This is a genomic window from Bordetella parapertussis, assembly GCF_020735925.1.
Lineage (GTDB): Bacteria > Pseudomonadota > Gammaproteobacteria > Burkholderiales > Burkholderiaceae_B > Bordetella > Bordetella pertussis.
Map to the genome: position 1 here is coordinate 3,127,499 of NZ_CP085971.1, position 25,706 is coordinate 3,153,204.

The 25,706-nt window shown below is 67.4% G+C and carries 24 protein-coding genes; 14 read left to right on the plus strand and 10 right to left on the minus strand.

From position 1 onward, the window contains the following. The first annotated feature begins 97 nt into the window (after window positions 1–97). The 10 genes from LK409_RS14790 (at window position 98) to LK409_RS14835 (ending at window position 9,580) form a co-directional block, all read left to right on the plus strand. Window positions 98–1,324 carry a polyhydroxyalkanoate depolymerase gene (locus LK409_RS14790; RefSeq protein WP_010929010.1) on the plus strand — a complete coding sequence of 409 codons (1,227 nt, stop codon included), beginning with the start codon at window positions 98–100 and terminating at the stop codon, window positions 1,322–1,324. Between the two features lie 57 nt (window positions 1,325–1,381). Further along, the gene (gene rsxB / locus LK409_RS14795; RefSeq protein WP_010929011.1) at window positions 1,382–2,023 is read left to right on the plus strand and encodes an electron transport complex subunit RsxB; all 642 of its coding nucleotides are present in this window, start codon (window positions 1,382–1,384) and stop codon (window positions 2,021–2,023) included. Further along, window positions 2,020–2,655, plus strand: coding sequence for an endonuclease III (gene nth, locus LK409_RS14800; protein ID WP_003813856.1), 636 nt, complete (start codon window positions 2,020–2,022; stop codon window positions 2,653–2,655). The genes rsxB and nth overlap by 4 nt, the downstream gene beginning before the upstream one ends. 259 nt (window positions 2,656–2,914) lie before the next feature. Next, window positions 2,915–3,688, plus strand: coding sequence for an ABC transporter ATP-binding protein (locus LK409_RS14805; protein WP_003821323.1), 774 nt, complete (start codon window positions 2,915–2,917; stop codon window positions 3,686–3,688). Then, window positions 3,685–4,395 carry an ABC transporter ATP-binding protein gene (locus LK409_RS14810; RefSeq protein ID WP_010929012.1) on the plus strand — a complete coding sequence of 237 codons (711 nt, stop codon included), beginning with the start codon at window positions 3,685–3,687 and terminating at the stop codon, window positions 4,393–4,395. Before LK409_RS14805 ends, LK409_RS14810 begins: the two co-directional genes overlap by 4 nt. A gap of 58 nt (window positions 4,396–4,453) precedes the next feature. Then, entirely contained in the window at window positions 4,454–5,668 is a 1,215-nt protein-coding gene (locus tag LK409_RS14815; protein ID WP_010929013.1) for an ABC transporter substrate-binding protein, read from the plus strand. Window positions 5,669–5,759: 91 nt separating this feature from the next. Continuing rightward, complete coding sequence (locus LK409_RS14820) at window positions 5,760–6,647, plus strand: branched-chain amino acid ABC transporter permease (RefSeq protein ID WP_003813860.1); 888 nt, start codon at window positions 5,760–5,762, stop codon at window positions 6,645–6,647. Beyond that, window positions 6,644–7,615, plus strand: coding sequence for a branched-chain amino acid ABC transporter permease (locus tag LK409_RS14825; protein ID WP_010929014.1), 972 nt, complete (start codon window positions 6,644–6,646; stop codon window positions 7,613–7,615). Before LK409_RS14820 ends, LK409_RS14825 begins: the two co-directional genes overlap by 4 nt. Before the next feature lie 95 nt (window positions 7,616–7,710). Next, the gene (locus tag LK409_RS14830) at window positions 7,711–8,709 is read left to right on the plus strand and encodes an ABC transporter substrate-binding protein (RefSeq protein ID WP_010929015.1); all 999 of its coding nucleotides are present in this window, start codon (window positions 7,711–7,713) and stop codon (window positions 8,707–8,709) included. 31 nt (window positions 8,710–8,740) lie between these two features. Beyond that, window positions 8,741–9,580 (plus strand): branched-chain amino acid aminotransferase, encoded by an 840-nt coding sequence (locus tag LK409_RS14835; protein WP_010929016.1) that lies wholly within the window; start codon window positions 8,741–8,743, stop codon window positions 9,578–9,580. 46 nt (window positions 9,581–9,626) lie between these two features. Here LK409_RS14835 and LK409_RS14840 read toward each other — a convergent pair whose 3' ends face one another. From LK409_RS14840 to LK409_RS14870, 7 genes are all read right to left on the minus strand, one after another. After that, complete coding sequence (locus tag LK409_RS14840) at window positions 9,627–10,379, minus strand: ABC transporter ATP-binding protein (protein WP_003813864.1); 753 nt, start codon at window positions 10,377–10,379, stop codon at window positions 9,627–9,629. Continuing rightward, complete coding sequence (locus LK409_RS14845) at window positions 10,376–12,214, minus strand: branched-chain amino acid ABC transporter ATP-binding protein/permease (protein WP_003813865.1); 1,839 nt, start codon at window positions 12,212–12,214, stop codon at window positions 10,376–10,378. Before LK409_RS14845 ends, LK409_RS14840 begins: the two co-directional genes overlap by 4 nt. A gap of 5 nt (window positions 12,215–12,219) precedes the next feature. After that, window positions 12,220–13,257, minus strand: coding sequence for a branched-chain amino acid ABC transporter permease (locus LK409_RS14850; protein WP_003813866.1), 1,038 nt, complete (start codon window positions 13,255–13,257; stop codon window positions 12,220–12,222). Between the two features lie 161 nt (window positions 13,258–13,418). Next, window positions 13,419–14,582 (minus strand): ABC transporter substrate-binding protein, encoded by a 1,164-nt coding sequence (locus LK409_RS14855; RefSeq protein ID WP_003813867.1) that lies wholly within the window; start codon window positions 14,580–14,582, stop codon window positions 13,419–13,421. Between the two features lie 232 nt (window positions 14,583–14,814). Beyond that, on the minus strand, window positions 14,815–15,372 hold the full coding sequence (locus LK409_RS14860) for a biotin transporter BioY (protein WP_010929017.1): 558 nt from the start codon (window positions 15,370–15,372) through the stop codon (window positions 14,815–14,817). 43 nt (window positions 15,373–15,415) lie between these two features. Beyond that, window positions 15,416–16,009 carry an energy-coupling factor transporter transmembrane component T family protein gene (locus LK409_RS14865; RefSeq protein WP_003821317.1) on the minus strand — a complete coding sequence of 198 codons (594 nt, stop codon included), beginning with the start codon at window positions 16,007–16,009 and terminating at the stop codon, window positions 15,416–15,418. Next, window positions 16,006–16,683, minus strand: coding sequence for an energy-coupling factor ABC transporter ATP-binding protein (locus LK409_RS14870; protein WP_010929018.1), 678 nt, complete (start codon window positions 16,681–16,683; stop codon window positions 16,006–16,008). The genes LK409_RS14865 and LK409_RS14870 overlap by 4 nt, the downstream gene beginning before the upstream one ends. 51 nt (window positions 16,684–16,734) lie before the next feature. Here LK409_RS14870 and msrB point away from each other — a divergent pair, with 51 nt between their 5' ends. Genes msrB through LK409_RS14890 form a run of 4 tightly spaced genes read left to right on the plus strand, consistent with a single transcriptional unit; the run spans window position 16,735 to window position 18,813 of the window. Continuing rightward, complete coding sequence (msrB, locus tag LK409_RS14875; protein WP_003813871.1) at window positions 16,735–17,136, plus strand: peptide-methionine (R)-S-oxide reductase MsrB; 402 nt, start codon at window positions 16,735–16,737, stop codon at window positions 17,134–17,136. Continuing rightward, window positions 17,133–17,702: a septation protein A gene (locus LK409_RS14880; RefSeq protein ID WP_003813872.1), complete on the plus strand. Its 570-nt coding sequence runs from the start codon at window positions 17,133–17,135 to the stop codon at window positions 17,700–17,702. Before msrB ends, LK409_RS14880 begins: the two co-directional genes overlap by 4 nt. Before the next feature lie 21 nt (window positions 17,703–17,723). After that, entirely contained in the window at window positions 17,724–18,008 is a 285-nt protein-coding gene (locus tag LK409_RS14885; protein ID WP_010929019.1) for a BolA family protein, read from the plus strand. 28 nt (window positions 18,009–18,036) lie between these two features. Then, a complete protein-coding gene (locus LK409_RS14890) occupies window positions 18,037–18,813 on the plus strand; it encodes a peptidylprolyl isomerase (RefSeq protein ID WP_003821314.1) in 777 nt (258 codons plus the stop codon). Window positions 18,814–18,896: 83 nt separating this feature from the next. On the opposite strand, the gene ligA is transcribed toward LK409_RS14890, so the two are convergent. The 3 genes from ligA to smc are packed head-to-tail and all read right to left on the minus strand — an operon-like array spanning window position 18,897 to window position 25,617. Continuing rightward, window positions 18,897–20,987: an NAD-dependent DNA ligase LigA gene (gene ligA, locus LK409_RS14895; RefSeq protein WP_010929020.1), complete on the minus strand. Its 2,091-nt coding sequence runs from the start codon at window positions 20,985–20,987 to the stop codon at window positions 18,897–18,899. Further along, window positions 20,987–22,045 carry a cell division protein ZipA C-terminal FtsZ-binding domain-containing protein gene (locus LK409_RS14900; RefSeq protein ID WP_003813876.1) on the minus strand — a complete coding sequence of 353 codons (1,059 nt, stop codon included), beginning with the start codon at window positions 22,043–22,045 and terminating at the stop codon, window positions 20,987–20,989. Before LK409_RS14900 ends, ligA begins: the two co-directional genes overlap by 1 nt. Window positions 22,046–22,089: 44 nt before the next feature. Continuing rightward, a complete protein-coding gene (smc, locus tag LK409_RS14905) occupies window positions 22,090–25,617 on the minus strand; it encodes a chromosome segregation protein SMC (protein ID WP_033448079.1) in 3,528 nt (1,175 codons plus the stop codon). Window positions 25,618–25,706 lie beyond the last annotated feature (89 nt).

Genomic DNA, 25,706 nt, shown 5'->3' on the forward strand with positions numbered 1-25,706 from the left:
AACATTTGCGCGCCAAAGCCTTAATCTGAACAGACAGATTCAAAATATTGATATTTCTGGCGACAATAAGACGTCAGTCTTATTAGGTCATGTCGCGATGCTGTATCAATTGCACGAAATGCAGCGGGCGTTCCTGCGCCCCCTGGCGGCGTTCACCGACGCCAGTTCCCAGCTTTTCACCCATCCGTACAGCCCGCTGGCCTATATGCCCATGTCGCGCCAGTTCGCCGCCGGCTGCGAGCTGGTGCACCGCATCGGCAAGGAATACCAGAAACCGGCCTGGAATCTGCCCACCACCGAGATCCAGGGCAAGCGCGTCGCCGTGATCGAAGCCGTCGTGCTCGACAAGCCGTTCTGCCGGCTGGTGCACTTCCAGCGCGATGTCCGCCGCACGGCGGGCCGCGCCGATCCACGCGTGCTGCTGGTGGCCCCGCTGTCGGGCCATCATGCCACGCTGTTGCGCGATACCGTGCGGGCGCTGCTGCCGGCTCACGACGTCTACGTCACCGACTGGGTCGATGCGCGCATGGTGCCGCAGGACGCAGGCCCGTTCCATCTGGACGACTACGTCCGCTACATCCAGGCATTCCTGCGCCACCTGGGCCCGGACACCCACGTCATCTCGGTCTGCCAGCCCACCGTGCCGGTACTGGCCGCGATATCGCTGATGGCCTCGGCCAACGACCCTTGCCAGCCGCGCAGCATGGTGATGATGGGCGGGCCGATCGATCCGCGCGAGTCGCCCACCCAGGTCAACCGCCTGGCCACCACCAAGCCGTATGCCTGGTTCGAGAGCCAACTGATCCATGCGGTGCCTGCGCCCTATCCCGGCGCGGGCCGGCGCGTGTACCCCGGCTTCCTGCAGCATGCCGGGTTCATGGCCATGAATCCCGACCGCCACCTGAAGTCGCACTACGACTTCTACCTCGACCTGCTGCGCGGCGATGACGGCGACGCCGAGGCGCACCGCCGCTTCTACGACGAGTACAACGCCGTGCTCGACATGCCGGCCGAGTTCTACCTGGACACGATCCGCACGGTGTTCCAGGAGTTCCGGCTGCCCGGCGGCACCTGGGAAATCGACGGGCAGCTCGTGCGGCCCGCCGACATCCGCAAGACATCGCTGCTGACCGTCGAGGGCGAACTGGACGATATTTCCGGCCAGGGCCAGACGCGCGCGGCCATCAAGCTGTGCAGCGGCATCCCCGCCGCGCGCAAGAGCCATTACACCGCGGTCGGCTGCGGCCATTACGGCATTTTTTCCGGCCGACGCTGGCGCGAACTGATCTGTCCTAAAATCGCCGCATTCATCCGCCAATCCTGATGCGGCCGCGCGCGCTCCCTGCAACGGGCCGCCTGGCCCGTTTCTGCTTTTTACGCCATGTCTTCCTGTAGTTCGCTGGTCGACCGCATCGACGCCCTGCTGCCGCAGACGCAGTGCACGAAGTGCGGCTACGACGGTTGCCGGCCCTATGCGCAGGCCATCGCCGACGGCGCCGCGGCCATCAACCGCTGCCCGCCCGGCGACGAGTCCGGCGTCGCGGCGCTGGCCGCCCTGCTCGACACGCCGCCGCTGCCGCTGGACCGCGCGCGCGGCGAACCCGGGCCGCTGCTGGTGGCAGTCATCGACGAGGCCCATTGCATCGGCTGCACGCTGTGCATGAAGGCCTGCCCGGTCGATGCCATCGTCGGCGCCAACAAGCGCATGCATACGGTGCTGGCCGACTGGTGCACGGGTTGCGACCTGTGCGTGGCGCCTTGCCCGGTCGACTGCATCGACATGCGCCCGGCTGCGCGCGTGTGGTCCGAGGCCGACGCGCAAGCCGCGCGCCAGCGCCACCAGCAACGCCAGGCCCGGGTGCGGCGCGAAACGGCCGCCAACGAACGGCTGATGGCCGCGACCGCCGAGCCGGCGCCCCAGCCCGCCGCGACCGAAAGCGCCGAGGATGCCGCCCGCAAACGTTCCACCATCGAGGCGGCGCTGGCCCGCGCCCGCGCCCGCCGCTCAGCCCAGCGCCCATGAACGCCGTCAAACGCCGCGAAATCTTCGCCCGCCTGCAAGCCGCCAATCCCAAACCCACCACCGAGCTCGAATACGAGACGCCGTTCCAGTTGCTGATCGCGGTGCTGCTGTCGGCCCAGGCGACCGACAAGTCGGTCAACCTGGCCACGCGCAAATTCTTCCCGCGCCATGGCACGCCGCAGGCCATGCTGGAACTGGGCGAGGAAGGGCTGGCCGAGTACATCAAGACCATCGGCCTGTACCGCACCAAGGCCAAGAACGCCATCGCCACCTGTCGTCTCCTGCTCGAGCGCCACGGCGGCGAAGTGCCGCAAAGCCGCGAAGCGCTGGAGGCCCTGCCCGGCGTGGGCCGCAAGACCGCCAACGTGGTGCTCAACACCGCCTTCGGCGAGGCCACCATCGCGGTCGACACGCACATCTTCCGCGTCTCCAACCGCACCGGCATCGCCCCCGGCAAGAACGTGCTGGAGGTCGAGCGCAAGCTGGAGAAGGTGGTGCCGCGCGAGTACCTGCTGGATGCCCACCATTGGCTCATCCTGCATGGCCGCTACGTGTGCGTGGCGCGCAAGCCCAAATGCCCGCAGTGCGGCATCTCGGACCTGTGCGAATACAAGCTGAAAACCAAGGCCTGAACGCCGCGCGCCAGGCCGCCGCTTGCTGCTGTGCACGACGCCCGGCCGCCCGCGGATAACCCCTGCGACATCGTGGGAAACACCGTGGAAACCCTGGTTTCTGAAGCGTTTTGACGGATTTCTTACTGCTGTTTGTCGGCTGCTTGACAATCGGGCATGCGGCAGCGCAAAACCTATGAAAAACCCTCATGGCAATTTGATAACCGGGTCCGCATACTCGCCGCAACTCTTAAAAAAAAACCAAAGCGGATGCGGCGCAATGGATGACACGATCCTGGAGACAAAAGGCCTGACCAAGGAGTTCCGCGGCTTTGTCGCGGTCAATGGGGTCGATCTGCGTGTCAAGCGCGGCCAGATCCACGCGCTGATCGGTCCCAACGGCGCCGGCAAGACCACCTGCTTCAACCTGCTGACCAAATTCCTGGCGCCCACCTCGGGCACCATCGTTTTCAACGGCCGCGACATCACCCGCGAGCGGCCGGCCCAGATCGCACGGCGCGGCATCATCCGTTCGTTCCAGATCTCGGCGGTGTTCCCGCGCCTGACCGTACTGGAAAACGTGCGCCTGGGCCTGCAGCGCAAGACCGGGCTGTCGTTCCAGTTCTGGCGCAGCGAGCGGCAGCTGGCGGCGCTGAACCAGCCCGCGCTGCGCCTGCTCGAGGAGGTCGACCTGGCCTCCTTCGCCCATGAGCTGACGATCAACCTGCCTTACGGCCGCAAGCGCGCGCTGGAGATCGCCACCACGCTGGCGATGGAGCCCGAGCTGATGCTGCTGGACGAACCCACCCAGGGCATGGGCCACGAGGACGTCGCCCGCGTGACGCAATTGATCAAGCGTGTCAGCGCGGGCCGCACCATCCTGATGGTCGAGCACAACATGAACGTGGTGTCCTCGATCGCCGACACGATCACGGTACTGGCGCGCGGCGCGGTGCTGGCCGAAGGCCCCTACGCCGAGGTCTCGCGCCATCCCGCCGTGATGCAGGCATACATGGGCACCACCAACGGCGAACTGCAAGGAGCGCACGCATGAGTATCCCCGCTCTCGAGATCGCGGGCCTGCAGGCCTGGTACGGGGAATCGCATATCCTGCACGGCGTGGACATGCAGGTCGGCCAGGGCGAAGTGGTCACGCTGCTCGGCCGCAACGGCGCCGGCCGCACCACCACGCTGCGCGCCATCCTCGGGCTGACCGGGGCGCGCCAGGGATCGGTGCGCATCCATGGCACCGAATCGATCGAGCTGCCCACCTACAAGATCGCGCACCTGGGCGTGGGCTATTGCCCGGAGGAACGGGGCATCTTCGCCAGCCTCTCGTGCGAGGAGAACCTGCTGCTGCCGCCGCCGGTCGGCGCGCTGGGCGGCGGCATGTCGCTGACCGAAATCTACGACATGTTCCCCAACCTGCATGAACGCCGCAACTCTCCCGGCACCCGCCTGTCGGGCGGCGAACAGCAGATGCTGGCGGTGGCGCGCATTCTGCGCACCGGCGCGAACCTCCTGCTGCTCGACGAGATTTCCGAAGGCCTGGCGCCGGTGATCGTGCAAGCCCTGGCGCGCATGATCACGGCGCTCAAGGAGCGCGGCTATACCATCGTCATGGTGGAACAGAATTTCCACTTCGCCGCGCCGCTGGCCGACCGCTTCTACGTCATGGAGCACGGCCAGATCGTCGAACACTTCGAAGCCGCCGAACTGTCACGGAAACAGGGCACGCTCAACGAACTGCTGGGCGTGTAGAAAACCAGCCTGTCACCCGCCGTATCACGGCACCCCACACAGGAAGAGGAGTCATCCCATGAAGCTGCACAAAATCACTGTTGCACTGGCCGTGGCTGGCCTGGGATTCGCCGGGCTACCCGCCCAGGCCCAAGGCATCTCCGATGATGTCATCCGCATCGGCTTCATTACCGACATGTCCGGGGTCTACTCGGACATCGACGGCAAGGCGGGCGTGGAAGCGATCCGCATGGCCATCGAAGACGCCGGCGGCGCCATCAATGGCAAGAAGATAGAACTGGTGTCGGCCGATCACCAGAACAAGGCCGACATCGCCTCGGCCCGCACGCGCGAATGGATCGACCAGCAGAAGGTCGACATGATCATCGGCGGCACCAACTCGTCGACCAGCCTGGCCATCGCGCAGGTGGCGGCCGAGAAGAAGAAGCCGTTCCTCGCCGTGGGCGCCGGGGCCTCCGATCTGACCAATGCCCAGTGCTCGCCCTACACCATCCACTATGCCTACGACACCGTCGCGCTGGCGCGCGGCACCGGCTCGGCGGTGGTGAAGGACGGCGGCAAGACCTGGTTCTTCCTGACCGCCGACTACGCGTTCGGCCATGCGCTGGAGCGCGACACCGCCAACGTCGTCAAGGCCTCCGGCGGCGAGGTCAAGGGCCAGGTGCGCGCGCCGCTGGGCGCCTCCGATTTCTCGTCGTTCCTGCTGCAGGCGCAGGCTTCGGGCGCACAGATCCTGGGCCTGGCCAACGCCGGCGGCGACACCATCAACTCGATCAAGGCCGCCAACGAGTTCGGCGTGACGGCGACCATGAAAATGGCCGGCCTGCTGGTCTTCATCAACGACATCCACTCGCTGGGCCTGGACGCCACCAAGGGCATGTACCTGACCGACGGCTGGTACTGGGACCAGAGCGACTCCTCGCGCGCCTGGGCCAAGAAGTTCGAGGACAAGATCGGGCGCAAGCCGTCGATGCTGCAGGCGGGCGACTACTCCGCGGCCATGTTCTACCTGAACGCCGTGAAGGCCACGGGCTCGGACGACGGCGACGCCACCATGAAGTGGATGAAGTCGAACAAGATCAACGACTTCTTCGCCCAGGGCGGCTACGTGCGCGAGGACGGCCGCATAATCCACGACATGTACCTGATGAAGGTCAAGTCCAAGGAAGAGTCCAAGGGCCCGTGGGACTACTACAACGTGGTGGCCACGCTGCCGGGCGACGAGGTCTACACCAAGCTGTCCGAATCGACCTGCCCGTTGCTCAAGAAGTAACCTCCTGAAGGAAGCCGACACGGCCTTGCTCATCCGGCGAGGCCGTGTCGCGACCGGACACGCCTACCCGTACGCGCAGGATTCATAACAGATGACAGATCTATTCGGCATACCCATTCAGGCACTGTTGGGGCAGTTGCTGCTGGGGCTGGTCAACGGCTCGTTCTATGCCATGCTCTCGCTGGGGCTAGCCGTGATTTTCGGTCTGTTGAACGTCATCAACTTCGCCCACGGCGCCCTGTACATGCTGGGCGCCTTCGTGGCCTGGATGGGCCTGTCCTATCTGGGGCTCAATTACTGGATCATGCTGATCCTCGCCCCGCTGGTGGTCGGCCTGTTCGGCATCCTGATCGAAAAACTGCTGCTGCGGCACCTGTACAAGCTGGACCACCTGTACGGCCTGCTGCTGACCTTCGGCCTGACGCTGCTCATCGAAGGCTTGTTTCGCAGTTTCTACGGCGTATCCGGCCAGCCGTACCCCACGCCGGAAGCGCTGCGCGGCGCCACCAACCTGGGGTTCATGGTGCTGCCGAACTACCGCGCCTGGGTCGTCGTGGCCTCGATCACGGTGTGCCTGGCGACCTGGTTCGTCATCGAACGCACCCGCCTGGGCGCGCTGCTGCGCGCCGGCACCGAGAATCCGCGGCTGGTGGAAGCCTTCGGCGTCAACGTGCCGCGCATGATCACGCTGACCTACGGCTTCGGCGTCGCGCTGGCCGGCTTCGCCGGCGTGCTGGCCGCGCCGGTGCTGCAGATTTCCCCGCTGATGGGCTCCAACCTCATCATCGTGGTGTTCGCCGTCGTGGTGATCGGCGGCATGGGATCGATCATGGGCGCCATCGTGACCGGCCTGGGGCTGGGCGTCATCGAGGGCCTGACCAAGGTGTTCTGGCCCGAAGCGTCCAACACCGTCGTGTTCATCATCATGGCCATCGTGCTGCTACTGCGCCCCGCCGGCCTGTTCGGGAAAGAGAAATGAATCGACAACTCCTGGGCTACGCCGCGTTCGCCATCGTCGTCGGCATCCTGCCGTACGTGGGCGTGTATCCGATCTTCGCCATGAAGGTCATGTGCTACGCGCTGTTCGCCTGCGCCTTCAACCTGCTGCTGGGCTATACCGGGCTGCTGTCGTTCGGCCACGCCGCCTTCCTGGGCAGCGCCGCCTACGCGGCCGGCTACGCACTGAAGGTATGGGGCCTGCCGACCGAGCTGGGCCTGGCCTTCGGAGTCGCGGTGGCGGCCCTGCTGGGGCTGGCCATGGGCGCGCTGGCCATACGCCGCAGCGGCATCTACTTCGCCATGATCACCCTGGCCCAGATGGTGTTCTTCTTCCTGCAGGCCCATTTCACCGGCGGCGAGGATGGCCTGCAGGGCGTGCCGCGCGGCACGCTGCTGGGCACCATAGACCTGCGCAACGACCTGAACCTGTACTACGTGGTCATGGGCATCTTCGCGCTGGGCTATTTCGTGATCTGGCGCACCGTGCACTCGCCGTTCGGCCAGGTGCTCAAGGGGCTGCGCGAGAACGAGCCGCGCGCCATCTCGCTGGGCTATGACGTCGATCGCTTCAAGCTGGTCGCCTTCGTGCTGTCGGCCGCCATCGCCGGCCTGGCCGGCGCCACCAAGACGCTGGTATTCGTCTCGGCCACGCTGTCGGACGCAACCTGGCAAATGTCCGGGCTGGTCATCCTCATGACCCTGATCGGCGGCCTGGGCACGCTGACCGGCCCGATCCTGGGCGCCTTCATCGTCGTGCTGCTGGAGAACAAGGTCGGGGACTTCGGCCAGATGCTCACGCGCCTGACCGGCCTGGACTGGTTCCTGCGCCTGGGCGAGTCGGTCACCATCGTCATCGGGCTGATCTTCGTGGTGTGCGTGATGGCATTCCGGCGCGGCATCGTGGGCGAACTGGTCGCGCTGCGCGAACGCCGGCAGGCGCGCACCTGAGCGCGGCTGCTGGGCAGGCCGGCCCGTGACGCCGTAGAATCGAACGGGTCTGGCGCCGGTCCGACGGACCGCGTCCCCACTTCGAGGTACCGCTCATGCACGCCCCGCGTTTTGTCCGCGTGGCGCTGGCCGCCCTGGCCAGCGTCGCCGCCCTGACCTGCGCCCCTTCGGCCAGCGCTTGTGAAATCGACCGGCCGGTGCGCTTCAGCGGCCTGAACTGGGAGTCCAACCTGGTCATGGTCGGCATCCAGCGCTTCATCCTCGAAAAGGGCTATGGCTGCAAGACCGCGATGGAGATCGGCGAAACCCTGCCCATGCTGGCGGCGCTGCAGCGCGGCGATGTCGACGTCACGCCGGAAGTCTGGCCGGGACAGATCGAAGGCGCCTGGAAAAAAGCCCTGGCTTCGGGCAAGGTGCTGGGCGTCGGCCATGTGTTCACGGCGGGCGAAGGCTGGTACGTGCCGCGCTATACCGTCGAACGCCACCCCGACCTCAGGCAGGCCGCCGATCTGCAACGCTACAAGAGCACCTTCACCGATCCGGAAGATCCCGCCAAGGGCCGCATCTACGGATGCCCGGCGGGCTGGGCCTGCGGCACGCTGAACGAGAACCTGCTCAAGGCGCTGCAGCTGGAGCACGACTACAACCTGTTCGCGCCGGGCTCGGGCGCCGCGCAGAAGGCCGCCATCATGTCGGCCTACAAGCGCAAGCGCGATATCGTCTTCTACTACTGGACGCCCACGGCGCTGGTCGGCGCCCTGGACCTGGTCAAGCTGCAATTGCCGGCGTTCGACCAGGCCGCCTACACCTGCATGACCGATCCCAGGTGCGCCAAGCCCGTGCCCACCGAGTTCAAGCCCAATCCGGTGGTCACCGGCCTGAACGCCGATTTCGCCCGCCAGGCGCCCGCCCTGCACCGCTTCTTCGAGGCCTTGACCGTCCCCGACGAGGCCATCGGCGCCACGCTGGGCTGGCTGGAAAACGAGAAGGCCGAAGCCGACGATGCCGCGCTGTACTTCCTGCGACAATACGGCGAGATCTGGAAAAAATGGGTGCCCGCCGATGTCGCGCAGCGCGTCCAGGCGGCGCTGTAGGCGCACCCCGATCACCAAGGAAGACCGCGGTATGGAAGCCCTTTACTGGTACGACGGCCAATGGCTGACCGAGAATCCCAAGCTGCTCGGCCCGTCCGACCACGCATTCTGGATGGCCAGCATGGTGTTCGACGGCGCGCGCGCCTTCGCCGGCCTGACGCCCGACCTCGACCTGCATTGCCAGCGCGTGGTGCGCTCGGCTGAGAAGATGCTGATGAAACCGGCGCTGCCGTGGCAACGCATCCAGGAACTATGCCTGGAAGCGGTGGCCAGGTTCCCTGCCGGCAGCGAGCTCTACATCAAGCCGATGTTCTTCTGCGCCGACGGCTTCCTGCTGCCCGACGCCGAGCAGACGCAGTTCGTGCTGCACGTATTCAAGGTGCCCCTGCCCGGCGAACAAGGCTTCTCGGCCTGCTTCTCCAGCTTCGCGCGTTCCTGGCCCAACATGGCGCCCACCGACGCCAAGGCGTCGTGCCTGTACCCCAATGGCCAGCGCGCCATCCGCGAGGCCAACCTCAAGGGCTTCGACAACGCCATCATGCTCGACGGCGCGGGCCATGTCGCGGAATTCGCCACCAGCAACCTGTGGATCGCGCGCAACGGCCGGATCGCCACGCCGGTCGACAACGGCACGTTCCTCAACGGCATTACGCGCCAGCGCGTGCTGGCGCTGCTGCACGCCGATGGGGTGACCGTGGACGAGCGCGCCCTGACCCGCGCCGACGTCGAAGAAGCGGACGAGGTGTTTTCTACCGGCAACTACGGCAAGGTCGTGCACGTCAACCGGGTGGAAGCGCGCAGCCTGTCGTACGGGCCGCTGGCGCGGCACGCCTACCGGCTGTACATGGACTACGCGGCGGGCGGGCGCTGACCCGCGCGCACGCTGGCGGCGCGGCGCCAGGCCGCGCCGCCAGCGTTCAGTCCTGGGCGCCCTTGCCCAGGCCCAGGTAGCTCTCGATGACGCGCGGATTGCCGGCCAGTTCGCGCGCCGGGCCGTGCAGCACGATTTCACCGGTTTCCAGCACGTAGCCGTAATCGGCAACCTGCAAGGCGGCGCGGGCGTTCTGCTCGACCAGCAGGATCGCCACGCCGGTTTCGCGCAGCCGGGCGATGATATGGAAAATCTCGCGCACGATGCGCGGCGCCAGCCCGAGGCTGGGCTCGTCGAGCATCAACAGACGCGGCTTGGCCATCAGGGCCCGGCCCACGGCCAGCATCTGGCGCTCGCCGCCGGACAGGGTGCCGGCCTGCTGCGAGCGCCGCTCGCGCAAGCGCGGAAACAGATCGAACACTTCCTGCAGCGTATCGCGCCAACCGCTTTCCCGGGCGCGGTAGCGCCGGAAACCGCCCAACAGCAGATTGTCCTCGACCGACATGCTGCCGAACAGCTCGCGCCGCTCGGGCACCAGCGACATGCCGGCCGCGACGCGGCGCTCGACCTGCCAGCCCGATACGTCGGCGCCGGCGTACTGCACCTGCCCGGCGGCGTGGCCGGTCTGCGGCAGCGCGCCCATGACCGCATTGAGCATGGTCGACTTGCCGGCGCCGTTGGCGCCGATCACCGTCACGATGCTGCCGGCCGGCACCTGCAGGTCGGCCCCGCTCAGCGCGCCGACCTTGCCATAGCGGGCCGACAGCTGGCGTACCTCGAGAATGGGCGCCTGGCTCATTGCGCACCTCCGGCGGCTGCCGGCGCGCCCTGGCCGGCGTCGGGAAGATCGTCGTCGATACCGCCCAGATAGGCCTCCAGCACCGCCGGGTTCTTCTGCACATCGGCGGGCACGCCCTCGGCCAGCTTGGTGCCGAAATCCATGACCACCAGGTGATTGGTCAGTCGCATCACAAAGTCCATGTCGTGTTCCACCAGCAGGATGCTCAGCCCCTCGGCGCGCAGCTGTTCCAGCACCTTGGCCAGTTCCTGCTTTTCCTTGTAGCGCAGGCCGGCGGCCGGCTCGTCCAGCAGCAGCAGCACCGGATCGCACGCCAGCGCGCGGGCGATTTCCAGGATGCGTTGCTGGCCCAGCGCCAGGTTGCCCGCCTGCTCGTACAGATAGTCGCCCAGCCCGACGCGCTGCAGCTGCTGCGCGGCTTCGTGCAGCAGCTGGGCCTCGCGGGCGCGCTCGCTGTGCAAGGCGCCCGACAGCACGCCCACGTCCGAACGCATGTGCGCCCCCAGGGCCACGTTTTCCAGCACCGACATGGTCGGCAGCAGCTGCACGTGCTGGAAGGTGCGGCCCACGCCGCGCTTGGCGATCTCGCGCGCCGAGCGGCCGTCGATGCGATCGCCCAGGAAGCGCACCTGGCCGCGCGTGGCCGGCAGCACGCCGCTGATCAGGTTGAAGGTCGTGCTCTTGCCGGCGCCGTTGGGGCCGATCAGGCCCATGATTTCGCCGGCGCGCACCTTGAACGTAATGTCGTTGACCGCCACCAGGCCGCCGAACTCCTTGCGGATGCTGTCGACTTCCAGCACCAGCTCGCCGGCCTGCGGCCGGGCGCGGTGCGGCAGCGCCGGCGCTTGCGGCGGCGGCGCCATGTTGCGCCGCGAGCCGGCCGCGCCGGTGACGCGCTCCCACCAGCCCGACAGAATGGGCCACAGGCCATTGCTGGCGTACTGCAGCACCAGGATCATCAGCACGCCGAAGAAGATCAGTTCGAAGTTGGCGTTGGTATCGATCAGCTTGGGCAGGATGTTCTGCAGCTGGTCCTTGATTCCCAGGATGACCGCCGAGCCCAGCAGCGCCCCCCAGACATGGCCGGCGCCGCCGACCACGGCCATGAAGAGGTATTCGATGCCGTAGTTCAGGCCGAACGGACTGGGGCTGACCGCGCGCTGCATGTGGGCATACAGCCAGCCCGACAGGCAGGCCAGCAGCGCCGCCCACACGAAGATGACGATTTTGTAGATGCCGGTATTGACCCCCATCGACTCGGCCATGCCGGCGCCGCTCTTCAGGGCGCGGATGGCGCGGCCCGGACGCGAATCGAGCAGGTTGCGCGTCGCCCACAGCGCCAGCAGCACGAACACCCAGATCAGGTAGTAAATATGGCGTCCGCTGGCCAGCGACCAGCCGAACAGGCTGATGGGCTCGATGCCGGCGATGCCGTCATGCTTGCCGAGCCAGTCCAGGTTGCCGAACAGGTAATACAGCGAGAGCCCCCAGGCGATGGTGCCCAGCGGCAGATAATGCCCCGACAGCCGCAGCGTGATCAGCCCCAGCAGGAACGCCACCACGGCCGTCACCAGCAGGCCCACCGGCAGCGCCAGCCACGGCGAGATGTCGTATTGCGTGGTGAGCAGTGCCGTGGTGTAGGCGCCCAGGCCCACGAAGGCCGCCTGGCCGAACGAGGTCAGGCCGCCCACGCCGGTCAGCAGCACCAGCCCCAGCGCCACCATGGCGGCCAGGCCGATGTAGTTGAGTTGCGTGATCCAGAATTCGGGCGTGGCCGACAGCAGCGGCAGGCCGGCCAGCACGACGATGAATGCGATAAGCAGGAAGCGGTTCATGGCGCTTATTCCTCTTCGTCCACATGACGGCTGCTGAACGAACGCCAGACCAGAACCGGGATAATCAGGGTGAACACGATGACTTCTTTGTACGAGCTGGCCCAGAACGACGAGAAGGCCTCCAGGATGCCAACCAGCAGGGCGCCGGCCGCGGCCACCGGGTAGCTCACCAGGCCGCCGATGATGGCGCCCACGAAGCCCTTCAGGCCGATCAGGAAGCCGGTGTCGTAATACACGGTGGTGATGGGCGCGATCAGCATGCCCGACATGGCGCCGATGGACACCGCCAGGGTGAACGTCAGGCTGCCCGACATGGTGGTGCTGATGCCCACCAGGCGCGCGCCGCGCCGGTTCACGGCGGTGGCCCGCAGCGCGCGGCCGTACAGCGTCTTGCCGAAGAACAGCCACAGCGCCACGATCAGCAGCGCGCAGGTGGCCACCACGAACAGGCTTTGCGCCGACCAGGTCGAGAACCCGAGATCGACCTGCCCGCTGACGAATGCCGGCGTACGCCAGCCTTCGGCGCCGAAGAACACCAGCGCCAGCCCCATCAACGCGAAGTGCACGGCGACCGACACGATCAGCAGCACCAGCACCGTGGCCTCGGCCAGCGGCTGGTAGACGATGCGGTAGACCATCGGCCCCATCGGGATCACCAGGGCCAGGGTCAGCAGCATGTTCAGCCACAGCGAGGTGCCCTGCGCCGCATAGCTGTCGGTCAACCACAGCAGCGCCAGCGGCAGCGCCACGCAGCCGGCCAGCACCTTGGGCATGGCGCCCCACGCGCCGGTGCGCAGCGCGCGCACCAGCTCCAGCAGCAGGCACACGCCGCCCAGCAGGGGCAGCAGGTAGGCGGTGCCCGGCACGCGGCCGTCGACCAGCATGGCCAGTGTCAGGGCGCCGAAGGCGACGAACTCGCCCTGCGGAATGAAAATGACCCGCGTGACGGCGAAGACCAGTACCAGCGCCATGCCCAGCAGGGCATAAATGGCGCCGTTGACCACACCGTCTTGCAGCAGGATCAGCGCAATTGAAGAGTCCATCGAACCACTACCTTATGGGGATTTCAGGTGCCCCGACCCCACCCGGGACACGGCGCATACGACGCACCGGCCCTCAGGCCGGTGCGAGGTGAAGCAGGAGAACGCACCGCCACGCCGGTCAGGCGTCGCCGCGCGGCGCGTCCCTTGATGCCGACAGCGGTTTACAGGTCGGGCTGGTAAACCCACTTGCCGCCTTCGACCTTGACCATCACCCGCGAGCGTTCGTCGAAGCCGGCGTGGTCCGTGGCGCTCATGTTGAACACGCCCTGCGAAGCGGGCAGGTTCTTGATGCCTTCGAGGGCGTCGCGCATGGCCGCGCGGAACTCCGGCGTGCCCGGCTTGGCGCCCGACTTCAGGGCCGTCGGCAGCGCGGCCACGATCAGCTGGCCGGCATCCCACATATGGCCGCCGAAGGTGTTGGTCGAGCCGGCGCCATGCGTCTTTTCATAGGCCTGGGTGTAGGCCAGCGCCGATTGCTTGACCGGGTTGCTGTCGGGCAGTTGCGCGGCGACCAGCAGCGGGCCGGCCGGCAGCAGCATGCCGTCGCAATCCTTGCCGCACACGCGCAGCACGTCATTGTTGGCGGCGCCGTGGGTCTGGTAGATCACGCCGCCGTAGTTGCGCGCGCGCAGCTCCTTCTGGGGCAGGGCCGACGGCGTGCCCGCGCCGGCGATCAGGATCGCGTCGGGCTTGGCGCCCACCAGCTTGAGCACCTGGCCGGTCACGCTGGTATCGGTACGGCCGTACTTCTCGACGGCGGTGATCTCGATGCCCTTGGCCTTGGCCGCGGCCTGCATCACGGCCAGCCAGCCGTCGCCGTAGGCGTCGGCGAAGCCGATGAAGCCCAGGGTCTTGATCTTGGCCTTGACCATGGCGTCGGCCAGGGCGCTGGCCATCAGGGCGTCGTTCTGCGGCGTCTTGAAGACCCAGCGGCGCTTGTCGTCCACCGGCTCGACGATCTTGGCGCTGGCGGCCACGCTGATCATCGGCACCTTGGCTTCGGCGGCCACGTCCACCATGGCCAGCGAGCCCGGGGTGATCGAGGTGCCGACCAGCACGTCGACCTTGTCTTCCGAAGCCAGCTTGCGCGAGTTCTTCACGGCTTGCGTCGTATCGGTGGCGTCGTCGAGCACGATCCATTCGATCTTGGTACCGTCGACTTCCTTGGGCAGCAGGGCCACCGTATTGCGCTCGGGGATGCCGAGCGAGGCGGCCGGGCCGGTGGCGGCGATCGTCACGCCGACCTTGACCTGGGCGCTGGCGATCAGCGGCAGGCTGAGGGCAACAGCGGCCGCGACCGCGGACAAGCCGAAATGCTTGCGCATGTTTTGTCTCCTGTGTGAACCTGCCGGCGCGCCCGGGATGGAGCGCGGCAAGCCTGATTAAAGTTATACAGAAAAAAGAATTATAGGGTTAAAAGAGTATCAAATAACCACCCCGACCCCACCGGGATCAACCCTAATCCGGCGCCCAAAAATTTTCTAACGCGTTTGTTAATAGAAAATTTTTACCCGAGCCCTCCGTAGTGTCTCTAAGGGGATTCCCTGGGAAGCGCCCTCAGCGTCCCAGCACCGGCCATACGCGCTCGACCCGCGACGCCACCCAGGCCGCCACCGCCGCCTTGGCCAGGTCGCCGGGCAGGAATACCGCCACGGCCGCCCAGGCCTTGGCCATGCCCATCTGCGTGACGCCGGCCAGCCAGGGGACGCCGACGGCATAGACCACCACGATGCCGCCCAGCACGCAGGCCGCCACGTAGCCGGCCAGGCCGCGCCACGTACCGGCCGCGCGCAGGGCCAGGCGGCGCGCCAGCCAGCCGGTGACGCAGGCGCCGGCCACCATGCCCACCAGGAACCCGCCGGTCGGACCGAAGAACACGCCCAGGCCGCCGCGTCCGCCCGGCAGCACCGGCAGGCCGATGGCCGCCAGCACCAGGTACAGCAGGCAAGCCAGCGCGCCGCGCAACGGGCCCAGCATGGCGCCGGCCAGCATGGCTCCCAGCGTCTGCAGCGTCACCGGCACGGGAATCGCGGGCAGCGGAATCGGCGGCATCAGGCTCAACACCACGATCAGCGCCGCGAACAGCGCCGCCAGAACCGTATCCTTGGTCGTCATCGGGCTTCTCCTTCATGTAGATGCGGCGCGCCGGCGCGGCCCCTCAACCGCGCGCGTCGATCGCCTGTGCCACTTCCTCGGCACGTTTCAGCGTACGCACCACCAAGGGCACGAGCAACGCCAGCGGATGGGCGCCCAGGCCGCGCGCGGCCTGGGCCTCCCGGATTTCCTGATAATTGCGCCAGATTTCGGGGATGAAGCGCAAGGCCAGCGCCAGGGCCAGCGCCACCTGCGCGGCATTGAGCAGGCCCAGCCGTTCGGCCGGCCGCAGCGCGCGCTCGCACGCGTCGATGAGGGCCGGCACCGGCGTGGTCAGCGTCACGGCCATGGCCAGGCCGATCAGCGCCGCCACCCGCAGCACCACCACGGCGGCGTGCGGCCAGCCCTGCATCAGGCCGGTGAACAGACCGACCGCGAGCACGATCAACGCCAGGCCGCGGGTCTGCCGCCACCAGGCGGCCGCGCCGACGCCGCTGCGCCAGACCAGCAGCGCGGCGCCGGCCAGCACCGCCGCCAGCGCGCGCCAGTCGGACAGCAGGAACAACCCTACCCCCGCCAGCGCCAACGCCGCCAGCTTCAGCCCGGCCGGCAGGCGGTGCAGGAAACTGGCGCCGGCGACGTACAGGGGCTCGATCATGCGCAATGCTCGCGATACCAGCCCAGCACCGCCGCCGGCTCGCCGTCGGCGGCGATACGCCCGTCGACCACCGCCAGCACCCGGTCGTAGCCGGCCAGCAGGTCGAGGTCGTGGCTGACCACGATGGCCTGCTGCGGCAACGCGGCGATGGCCTCGGCCACCCGGTTGCGGTTGCGCAGGTCCAGCTGCGTCGTGGGTTCGTCGAACACCACCAGTTGCGGCGCCATCACCAGCACGGACGCCATGGCGACCAATTGGCGCTCGCCGCCGGACAGGGTGTGGCTGGTGCGTTCGGCCAGGTGGCCCACGCCCAGCCGTTCGAGCGCGGCGGCGATGCGCGCGTCGCGCTCGGCCGGCGCCAGGCCCTGCTTCTTCAGGCCGAATGCCAGGTCCTCGCGCACGATGGGAAAGACAATCTGGTTCTCTGGATTCTGGAATACGAAACCGACCCGGCGACGCACGTCCTTGGCCTGGTTGCGCGTATCCAGGCCGTCGACCAGCACCCGCCCGGAGGACGGCAGGGCCAGGCCGTTGACCAGCCGCGCCAGCGTGCTCTTGCCCGCGCCATTGGGGCCGATCACCCCCACGCGGCGTTCGGACAGGCGCAGGCTCACGCCATGCAGGACCTGTGCCTGGGGCGTGGCGACGACCGTCTGGTCAAACTCGATTAACATGGAGCGGGATTATGCCCGAACCAATTCGCACGGCGGGACTCCAAGCTGATCATGGAAAAAATTCGCAAAACCGACGCCGAATGGCGCACCCAACTTACCCCGGAAGAATACGCGGTCGCGCGGCAGAAAGGCACCGAGCGCGCCTTCAGCGGCCGATACTGGGATACCTCCACGCCCGGCATATACCGCTGCATCGGCTGTGGCACGCCGCTGTTCGCATCCGACACCAAATTCGATGCCGGCTGCGGCTGGCCCAGCTACTTCGAGCCGCTGGCGCCCGAACGCGTGCGCGAGGAGCTCGACACCAGCCATGGCATGGTGCGCACCGAGGTGCTGTGCAATATCTGCGACGCGCATCTTGGCCATGTTTTCCCGGACGGCCCCGAGCCGACCGGGCTGCGCTATTGCATCAATTCGCTGTCCCTGAAATTCGAACCGCTCGAGGACGAATGAAGAAGTTCCTGTTTGACCTGTTTCCGCTGATACTGTTTTTCGTTGCCTATCGGTACGCCGATATTTATGCGGCCACGGCCGTCGCGATTACCGCGTCCATCGCCCAGATACTCTGGCTGCGCCTCACCGGCAAGGCCATCGAGGGCATGCACTGGATAAACCTGTCGGTCATCGTGATTTTCGGCGGCGCCACCCTGTGGCTGCACAGCGACGTCTTCATCAAGTGGAAGCCCACCGTGCTGTACTGGCTGTTCGGCGGCGCGCTGCTGGGCGCGCGGTACCTGTTCGGGCGCAACCTGGTCCGCCGCCTGCTGGGCAAGCAGATCGCGTTGCCCGATCCGGTCTGGGAGCGCCTCAACCTGAGCTGGGCGCTGTTCTTCGTGGCGGCCGGCGCGGTCAACCTGTATGTGGCCTTCTCCGGCCATTTCACCGAATCCCAATGGGTCAATTTCAAGGTCTTCGGCCTGATGGGCCTGCTGGTCGCTTTCGTCATCGCCCAGTCGCTGTGGCTGGGCAAGCATCTGCAGGCGTCGGACACGCCCGATCAAGATCGAAACGAAGACTGACCAAGAAATAATCCCTTATATATGCCTGAAAATTCTGAACGAATTGAGATTATTCGCGCACGTCTTACTGCGTTAAATCCGATTATCTTGGAGATACAGGACGAGTCGCACCTGCACGCCGGGCACGAAGGCGCAAAAGGCGGCGCGGGGCACTTTCGGGTGCACATCGTAGCCTCCCGTTTCGCAGGTCTGACGCCCGTTGCCCGCCATAGGCTGGTGTATCATCATTTGCAGGATTTGCTCCCATATCCCATTCATGCACTTGCGCTGGATGCGCAAGCACCCTCTCCAGACAACGCCAAGTAAACACCCTTCAAAAGGTCAAAGGACATACATGAAACGCATCGCCATGCTGGCTGCTGCCTGCGTCATTGCCGTGCCCGCTTTCGCCCAGAACGTGGCGACCGTGAACGGCAAGCCCATTACCCAGAAGAGCCTGGATGAGTTCGTCAAGCTGGTCGTCAGCCAGGGCGCTACCGATTCGCCCCAGCTGCGTGAGCAGATCAAGCAGGAAATGATCAACCGCCAGGTGTTCGTGCAGGCGGCCGAGAAGGACGGCGTCGCCAAGCAGGCCGACGTGCAGACTGAGATCGAGCTGGCCCGCCAGGGCATCCTGGTGCGCGCCCTGATGGCCGACTACCTGCAAAAACACCCCGTCACCGACGCCCAGGTCAAGGCCGAATACGAGAAGATCAAGAAAGAACAGGCCGGCAAGATGGAATACAAGGTCCGTCACATCCTGGTCGAGGACGAAAAGACGGCCAACGACCTGCTGGCCCAGGTCAAGAGCAACAAGAACAAGTTCGACGATCTGGCCAAGAAGAACTCCAAGGACCCCGGCAGCGCCGAGCGCGGCGGCGACCTGGGTTGGGCGCCTGCCACCAACTACGTCCAGCCGTTTGCCGAGGCCGTGACCAAGCTGAAGAAGGGCCAACTGGTCGACAAGCCGGTGCAGACCCAGTTCGGCTGGCACGTGATCCAGGTCGACGATACCCGTCCGGTCGAATTCCCCGCCATGGACCAGGTGCGCCCGCAACTGGAAGAAATGCTGCGCCAGCAAACCCTGGCCAACTACCAGAAGCAATTGCGCGAACAGGCCAAGATTCAGTAAGCGCCAGGCCATCGCCATCAACAAAATTGCCCGCTTTCGCGGGCAATTTTTTTTCGGCTGCCGGGCGCCGGCGCCCGCTTCGCCTATAGGCCCAGCAGCGCCTTCAGGCCGTCCTCGTCCAGCACCGGAACGCCGAGTTCCTGGGCCTTGGTCAGCTTGCTGCCGGCATCCTCGCCCGTCACCAGGTAGGCCGTCTTCTTGGAGACCGAACCGCTGACCTTCCCGCCGGCGGCCAGGATACGGCGAGTCGCCTCATCGCGGGTCCAGTTCGGCATGGTGCCGGTCAGGACGAAGGTCTTGCCGGCCAGGCTGGTGCCCTCGGGCTCGGCCTCGGCTTGCGGGTGCACGCCCTGCTGCGTGAGCTGCTCGACGATCTCGCGGTTGTGCGGCTCGGCGAAGAAGCGCCGGATCGAGCCGGCCACCACGCCGCCCACGTCGGGCACGGCCAGCAGCGCTTCTTCGCTGGCGTCCATGATGCGTTCCATGCTGCCGAAATGGCGTGCCACGTCGCGGGCCGTCGTCTCGCCCACATGGCGTATGCCCAGCGCGAACAGCAAGCGGCCCAGAGCCGGACGGCGCGCCTGGTCGATGGCCGCCACCAGGTTTTCCGCCGATTTCTTGCCCATGCGTTCGAGCGCCGCCAGTTCGAACGCAGTCAGGCTGTAGATATCGGCCAGCGACTTGACGCGATCGGCGTCGACCAGTTGGTCGATCAGCTTTTCGCCCAGGCCTTCGATATCCAGCGCCTTGCGGCCGGCGGCATGCAGCAGGGTCTGCTTGCGCTGGGCGGCGCAGAACAGCCCGCCCGTGCAGCGGGCGATGGCCTCGCCCTCGGGGCGCTCGATCGCCGAGCCGCAGATGGGGCAGGCGGTCAGCATGACGAACTCGCGCGCGTCGGCCGGCCGCTTTTCCAGTACCGGCCCGACCACCTCGGGGATGACATCGCCGGCACGCCGCACGATCACGGTATCGCCGATGCGCACATCCTTGCGGCGGATCTCGTCTTCGTTGTGCAGGGTGGCGTTGGTGACCGTCACCCCGCCGACGAACACCGGCGCCAGGCGCGCCACGGGCGTGATCGCGCCCGTGCGGCCCACCTGGACCTCGATACCGAGCAGTTGCGTGACGGCCTCCTCGGCCGGAAACTTGTGCGCCAGCGCAAAGCGCGGCGCGCGCGCGACGAAGCCCAGCACGCGCTGCGACGGCAAGGCGTCGACCTTGTAGACCACGCCGTCGATGTCGTAGGGCAGATCGGCGCGCAGCTTGCCGATACGCTCGTAAAAGGCCAGCAGCCCGTCGGCGCCGCGCTCTCGGTGGTTGTGCCGCAGATTGACCGGCAGGCCCAGTTCGGCCAGCCAGTCCAGCATGCCGCCATGCGTGTCGCGCGGCAGCGTGGACGCCACGCGCACGCCCGGCGCGGGCTCGTCAAAGCGCGTCGGCATGCCTTCGGGCAGGCCATGGACTTCGCCCCAGCTATACGCGAAGAAACGCAACGGCCGCTGCGCCGTGATGCGCGGATCGAGCTGGCGCAGGCTGCCGGCCGCGGCATTGCGCGGGTTGACGAACACTTTCTCGCCGCGCGCTGCCTGCGTACGGTTCAGGCGTTCGAACTCGGCACGGTTCATCAGGACTTCGCCGCGCACCTCGAGTACCCGCGGCGCGCCGTGCAGGCGCAACGGCACGCCTTTGATGGTGCGGATGTTGGCCGTGACGTCCTCGCCGGTCTGCCCGTCGCCGCGCGTGGCCGCCTGGGCCAGCCTGCCCTCCTCGTAGCACAGGCTGATCGCCAGGCCGTCCAGCTTGAGCTCACAGAAGTATTCAACCTGCTGATCCAGGCCCAGCAGGCCCGCGCCGCGCAGGGTATCGGCCACGCGCTTGTCGAAGGCGCGCACGTCCTCTTCGTCGAAAGCATTGCCCAGCGACAGCATGGGCACGGCGTGGCGCACGCTGCCGAATTCGGCCAGCGGCGCGGCGCCCACGCGCTGCGTCGGCGAATCGGGCGTGACCAGCTCGGGGTGTTCGGCCTCCAGCGCTTGCAGGTCGCGCATGAGCGCGTCGTACTCGGCGTCCGGAACGCTGGGATCGTCGTGGACATAATAACGGATATTGTGCTGCTCGATCTCGGCCCGCAGGCGCGCGATCGCTTGCTGCGGCGTAGGACCTGCCTGCGCCATTATGCAAATACTCGCTGCGCCCGCGCGCTGCCGGCCGGCAGGCCGGCCTGGTCAAGCTGCTCGAACAATACCTGCAGGCGCTCGTCGATGACCGCGTCCGCGCCGTCCTGCAGGGGCCGGCCCTGGTCATCGACCAATTCGGCGCGCAGGCGGGCGGCCAGATCGCGGCCCACGTCGACCATGCGGCCGAAGGCCCGCTGGTCCGCCGGGCTGCACGGCACGTCCAGCAGCAGGTACAGGCGTTCGATGCCACCCATGCCGGCGTCGAACGCCGCGCCATCGGCGCGCGACAGCGTAAAGCGCACCGCGCCGTTGTCGGCCAGCCAGGCCAGCCGCGCGCCATCGGCGGCAAAACCCAGGTCGCGCGCCACCGCCAGCACCTCGGCGGCCGGTTGCGCAACGCCCAGCAGCAGCGTCAGGCCGACCTGGGTGTCCAGGGCGGCGCAGGTATCGTCCAGCCGGGCCGCCTGTTCCAGCACTTCCTGCTGGTCGGGGCCCTCGACGCTGGCCTCGAATCGGTCGGCCAGGTCTTGCGCGCGGGCCCAGGCCTGCGACCATTCGATGGCGGTCAGCGGGCCGCTGCGGTTGGCCAGCAACACGGCCAGCTGCATGTTGGCATAGGACTCTTCGGAATGGATGCGGGCGCGATGGCGTTGCTCGGCCGTGGCGGCGAACACGCGCAAGGGCTTGCGGCCGGCCTGCCGCAGCGACTGCAGATAAGGTAGCAGGTCGGCGCCGCGCACGGGCTCGCTGAAATGGATTTCAATCACGACCTCGCAAGCGGGATCGGGTTCTTCCTGGTCGTCGGTGTCCGGGTTGGCGGGCGCCGCGGCCGGCGCGGCACCCGCTGCGGCGCCGCCCATGCCGGGCTCACGGCGCGTCGCGCCCGCCGCCGTGCGATCCTGCGCGCCGGCGCCAAGCAGGGGATCCTGCTCGGTCGAAGGGAAATGGGCTTGCATCCTGCGGCGCACCCGGCGGTCCTGCCACCAGTTAAAGCCCAGCACCAGCAATATGAGCAGGACACCAAGGGCAATCAGCCCGATCTGCAAATCACTCATGAGAATATCCCGCGCCTAAGGCAGCGCAAATCCGAATATGGGTTTCAGGCTTCGGCGGCCATTTGCACGGCCGAGTCTATATCCACAGCAACAATACGCGATACGCCCTGCTCCTGCATCGTCACGCCGATCAGTTGCTTGGCCATCTGCATGGCGATTTTATTGTGCGAGATGAACAGGAACTGGGTCTGTTCGCTCATGTTGCTGACCAGATTGGCATAGCGTTCGGTATTGGCGTCATCCAGCGGCGCGTCGACCTCGTCGAGCAGGCAGAACGGCGCGGGATTCAGCTTGAACAGCGCGAACACCAAGGCCGTGGCCGTCAAGGCCTTCTCGCCCCCGGACAGCAGGTGGATGGTGCTGTTGCGCTTGCCCGGCGGCTGTGCCATCACCTGCACGCCCGCGTCGAGGATTTCGTCGCCGGTCATGGTCAGCCTGGCCTCGCCGCCGCCGAACAGCTTGGGGAACAACTCGCCGAAATGGCGGTTGACCGTATTGAAGGTCTCCTGCAGCAGCTCGCGGGTTTCCCGGTCGATCTTGCGGATGGCGTCCTCGAGGGTCTCCATGGCCGTCAGGAGGTCCTGCTGCTGGGCGTCGAGGAAAGTCTTGCGTTCGCGCGAGGTATTCAGTTCGTCCAGGGCGGCCAGGTTGACCGGCCCCAGCGCGTCGACCTGGCGCGAAATGCGGCCCACCTCGGACTGCAGCCAACTGGCCTTGCGCCACTCGTCGGGCATCTCGGCCAGCTCGCGGGCCAGCGTCTCGCGGTCGACCTCGCGGGCGTTGAGCTGCTCGGTGAACTGTTCCTCGGCCAGGCGGGCGGCCTGCTCCTGCAGTTGCAGTTCGGTGATGCGGGCGCGCAGCGGCTCGAGCCCGCGCTCCTGTTGCATGCGTTCCTCGTCGGCGCCGCGCATCAGGGCCGACAGGTTGTCCAGTTCCAGGCGCGCGCGCGTCAGCGCCTCTTCGCGCTCGGCGCGCAACTCCAGGGCGTCCTGCAGGCCTGCCTGCGAGGCCGAGGCGTCCAGGTCGACCAGGTCGGTTTCGAGCTGCTGCAGCTCGGTGCCGGCGCGCTGGCTCTGGTCGGCGGCCAGTTGCCGGTTGCGCTGCAGGTCGGTGATGCGCACCTGGACGCCGCGCTCGGCGAACTCGGCCTCCTGGGCGGCGCGCTCCAACTCGCGCAGCCGGGTACGGGCGGCATCGGCCTGGGCGGACAGGGTTTCGCCGTCGATCTCGGCGTCGGAGAAGCGCGATTGGTGCTCTGCCAGCTCGCCGTCGAGCGCCTCGAAGCGCACTTCGGCCTCCTCGCGGGTGGCGCGCAGGTCTTCCTCGTGCGCCGCGAGCTCCTCGAGATCCTGGCGCAGGCGGGCGGCCCGCTCGCCGGACTGTTCGGCCTGCTGCTGCAGGCGCGAATGCTCGAGCTGGATGTCGTGCACGCGCCGGGTGACTTCGGCCACCCGCTGGCGCGCCGGCGCGATGGCCTGCGATACCTGTTGCCAGGCCGCCTCGGCGCGCGCCACGGCGGCGCGGGCCTGGTCGGCGATCAACTGCTGCGCCTTGATCTCGCGCTGCAGGTTTTCGATTTCCTGCTGGCGCGCCAGCAACCCGGCCTGCTCGGAGTCGGGCGCGTAGAAACGTACGCTGTGGGCATCGACCAGGTGCCCGGCCTTGACGACGTAGGCGGCGCCGGCCGGCAGGCTGGCGCGCCCGGCCAGGGCCTGGGTCAGGTCGGCGGCGGTGTACAGGCCGGCCAGCCACTGGTTGAGCAGCGTGCGCAGGTCGGGGTCGGTGACCCGCAGCAGGCTGGCCAGCGGCGTCTGGCCCTGCGGGGCGGCCGGCGCGGGCGCGGCAGCCGGCACCTGGTAGAACGCCAGGCGGGCCGGCGGCGCGTCGTCGGCGAAGGCGCGCGCCCAGTCCAGGCTGCGCACCTCGAGCGCGGCCATGCGCTCGCGCAGCGCGGCTTCCAGGGCGGTTTCCCAGCCCGGCTCGATATGCAGCTTCTGCCACAGGCGGCCCAGGCCGGCCAGCTCGTGCTTGGCCAGCCATGGCTCCAGCGCGCCCTGCTTCTGGACGTCCTCCTGCAACTTGACCAGCGCCGCCAGGCGGGCCTCGAGGCGGGCCAGGCCCTGGGCATCCTGCTGGGCGGCGGCCTGGGCGCGGCTGCGCTCGGCGTCGGCCTCGGGCACGCGCCCTTCCAGGGTGGCCAGTTCGGCTTGCGCCGCCTCGAGCTGGTCCTCGCCGGCCAGGCGATCGCCGGCCAGCTGTTCCAGCCGCTCGGGGTCGGGCGTGTGCAGTTCGCGCAGTTCCTGCTGCAGGCGCTCGCGGCGCTGCTCCAGCGTTTGCAGCTGGCGGTCGGCGTCGCGCTGGGTCTGGGCCACCAGGGCCAGGTTCTGTTCGACGCGCGCCAGCGCGGCGCGCATGTCGTCGCGCCCGGCCGCAGCGTCGCGCACCCGGGCTTCGATGGCCGGCAGGCCGGCCTGGGCGTCCTCGGCCGCGGCGCGCGCTTCCTCGGTGCGCGCCGCGCCGGTGGCCAGGTCTTCCTCGGCCAGGGCGATCTGTTCGGTACAGTGCTCCTGCTGGGTGTTCCACTCGGCGATCTGGGCCTGCAGCTGTTCGCGGCGCGCCTGCAGGCGGTTGCGCGAATCGACCACATGGCGGATTTCGGCCTCCAGGCGGCTGACCTGGGCATTGGCCTCGTACAGCTGCCCCTGCGCCGCGTGCACCGCGTCGCTGGCGGCGTAATGGGCCTGGCGGCGCGATTCCAGCTCGGCCTCGCCAGCCCGCAGGCCGGCGATGGCGGCTTCCAGGTCGTTCTGGGCCCGCGCCATGTCCTGGTTCTTGCGCTCGCGCTCATCGCGGGCGCCGGTTTCCTTCAGCAGCCACAGCGCAAACTGCTTTTTCTCGCCGTCGGCCTGCAGCTCGCGGTATTTGCGCGCCACCTCGGCCTGGGCCTCCAGCTTGTCGAGCTGGCTGCCCAGTTCGCGCAGGATGTCCTCGACCCGGGTCAGGTTCTCGCGCGTATCGGACAGGCGGTTCTCGGTCTCGCGGCGGCGCTCTTTGTAGCGCGACACCCCGGCCGCCTCTTCGAGGAAGACCCGCAGCTCTTCCGGGCGGGCCTCGATCAGGCGGTTGATCATGCCCTGGCCGATGATGGCGTAACCGCGCGCGCCCAGGCCGGTGCCCAGGAAGATGTCGTGGATGTCGCGCCGCCGGACCTGCTGGTTGTTGACGTAGTAGCTGCTGGTGCCGTCGCGCGTCAACACGCGGCGCACGGCGATTTCCGAATAGGCGCTCCACTGGCCCGCGGCCCGCCCTTCGGTATTGTCGAATACCATCTCGACCGAGGCTCGGGCAGCCGGCTTGCGGTTGCCCGAGCCATTGAAGATGACGTCCTGCATCGACTCGCCGCGCAGTTCGGACGCCTTGGCTTCGCCCAATACCCAGCGCACGGCGTCGATGATGTTGGACTTGCCGCAGCCGTTGGGACCCACCACGCCCACCAATTGGCTGGGCACGGGGATCACGGTTGGATCGACGAAGGACTTGAAGCCGGCGAGTTTTAGCTGGGTGAGACGCACAGTACGATGACGGACGGGGTAGGTTGAACGAGGGGCGTTGAACGGACCTGCCGCACACAATAGGCGATGCGCCCCCCAGGAGGGCCGAT

Bases quoted from the DNA above. Each gene is read 5' to 3' on its own strand.
- LK409_RS14790 (WP_010929010.1), top strand. From the start codon at position 98: ATGCTGTATCAATTGCACGAAATGCAGCGGGCGTTCCTGCGCCCCCTG.
- rsxB (WP_010929011.1), top strand. From the start codon at position 1,382: ATGTCTTCCTGTAGTTCGCTGGTCGACCGCATCGACGCCCTGCTGCCG.
- nth (WP_003813856.1), top strand. From the start codon at position 2,020: ATGAACGCCGTCAAACGCCGCGAAATCTTCGCCCGCCTGCAAGCCGCC.
- LK409_RS14805 (WP_003821323.1), top strand. From the start codon at position 2,915: ATGGATGACACGATCCTGGAGACAAAAGGCCTGACCAAGGAGTTCCGC.
- LK409_RS14810 (WP_010929012.1), top strand. From the start codon at position 3,685: ATGAGTATCCCCGCTCTCGAGATCGCGGGCCTGCAGGCCTGGTACGGG.
- LK409_RS14815 (WP_010929013.1), top strand. From the start codon at position 4,454: ATGAAGCTGCACAAAATCACTGTTGCACTGGCCGTGGCTGGCCTGGGA.
- LK409_RS14820 (WP_003813860.1), top strand. From the start codon at position 5,760: ATGACAGATCTATTCGGCATACCCATTCAGGCACTGTTGGGGCAGTTG.
- LK409_RS14825 (WP_010929014.1), top strand. From the start codon at position 6,644: ATGAATCGACAACTCCTGGGCTACGCCGCGTTCGCCATCGTCGTCGGC.
- LK409_RS14830 (WP_010929015.1), top strand. From the start codon at position 7,711: ATGCACGCCCCGCGTTTTGTCCGCGTGGCGCTGGCCGCCCTGGCCAGC.
- LK409_RS14835 (WP_010929016.1), top strand. From the start codon at position 8,741: ATGGAAGCCCTTTACTGGTACGACGGCCAATGGCTGACCGAGAATCCC.
- LK409_RS14840 (WP_003813864.1), bottom strand. From the start codon at position 10,379: ATGAGCCAGGCGCCCATTCTCGAGGTACGCCAGCTGTCGGCCCGCTAT.
- LK409_RS14845 (WP_003813865.1), bottom strand. From the start codon at position 12,214: ATGAACCGCTTCCTGCTTATCGCATTCATCGTCGTGCTGGCCGGCCTG.
- LK409_RS14850 (WP_003813866.1), bottom strand. From the start codon at position 13,257: ATGGACTCTTCAATTGCGCTGATCCTGCTGCAAGACGGTGTGGTCAAC.
- LK409_RS14855 (WP_003813867.1), bottom strand. From the start codon at position 14,582: ATGCGCAAGCATTTCGGCTTGTCCGCGGTCGCGGCCGCTGTTGCCCTC.
- LK409_RS14860 (WP_010929017.1), bottom strand. From the start codon at position 15,372: ATGACGACCAAGGATACGGTTCTGGCGGCGCTGTTCGCGGCGCTGATC.
- LK409_RS14865 (WP_003821317.1), bottom strand. From the start codon at position 16,009: ATGATCGAGCCCCTGTACGTCGCCGGCGCCAGTTTCCTGCACCGCCTG.
- LK409_RS14870 (WP_010929018.1), bottom strand. From the start codon at position 16,683: ATGTTAATCGAGTTTGACCAGACGGTCGTCGCCACGCCCCAGGCACAG.
- msrB (WP_003813871.1), top strand. From the start codon at position 16,735: ATGGAAAAAATTCGCAAAACCGACGCCGAATGGCGCACCCAACTTACC.
- LK409_RS14880 (WP_003813872.1), top strand. From the start codon at position 17,133: ATGAAGAAGTTCCTGTTTGACCTGTTTCCGCTGATACTGTTTTTCGTT.
- LK409_RS14885 (WP_010929019.1), top strand. From the start codon at position 17,724: ATGCCTGAAAATTCTGAACGAATTGAGATTATTCGCGCACGTCTTACT.
- LK409_RS14890 (WP_003821314.1), top strand. From the start codon at position 18,037: ATGAAACGCATCGCCATGCTGGCTGCTGCCTGCGTCATTGCCGTGCCC.
- ligA (WP_010929020.1), bottom strand. From the start codon at position 20,987: ATGGCGCAGGCAGGTCCTACGCCGCAGCAAGCGATCGCGCGCCTGCGG.
- LK409_RS14900 (WP_003813876.1), bottom strand. From the start codon at position 22,045: ATGAGTGATTTGCAGATCGGGCTGATTGCCCTTGGTGTCCTGCTCATA.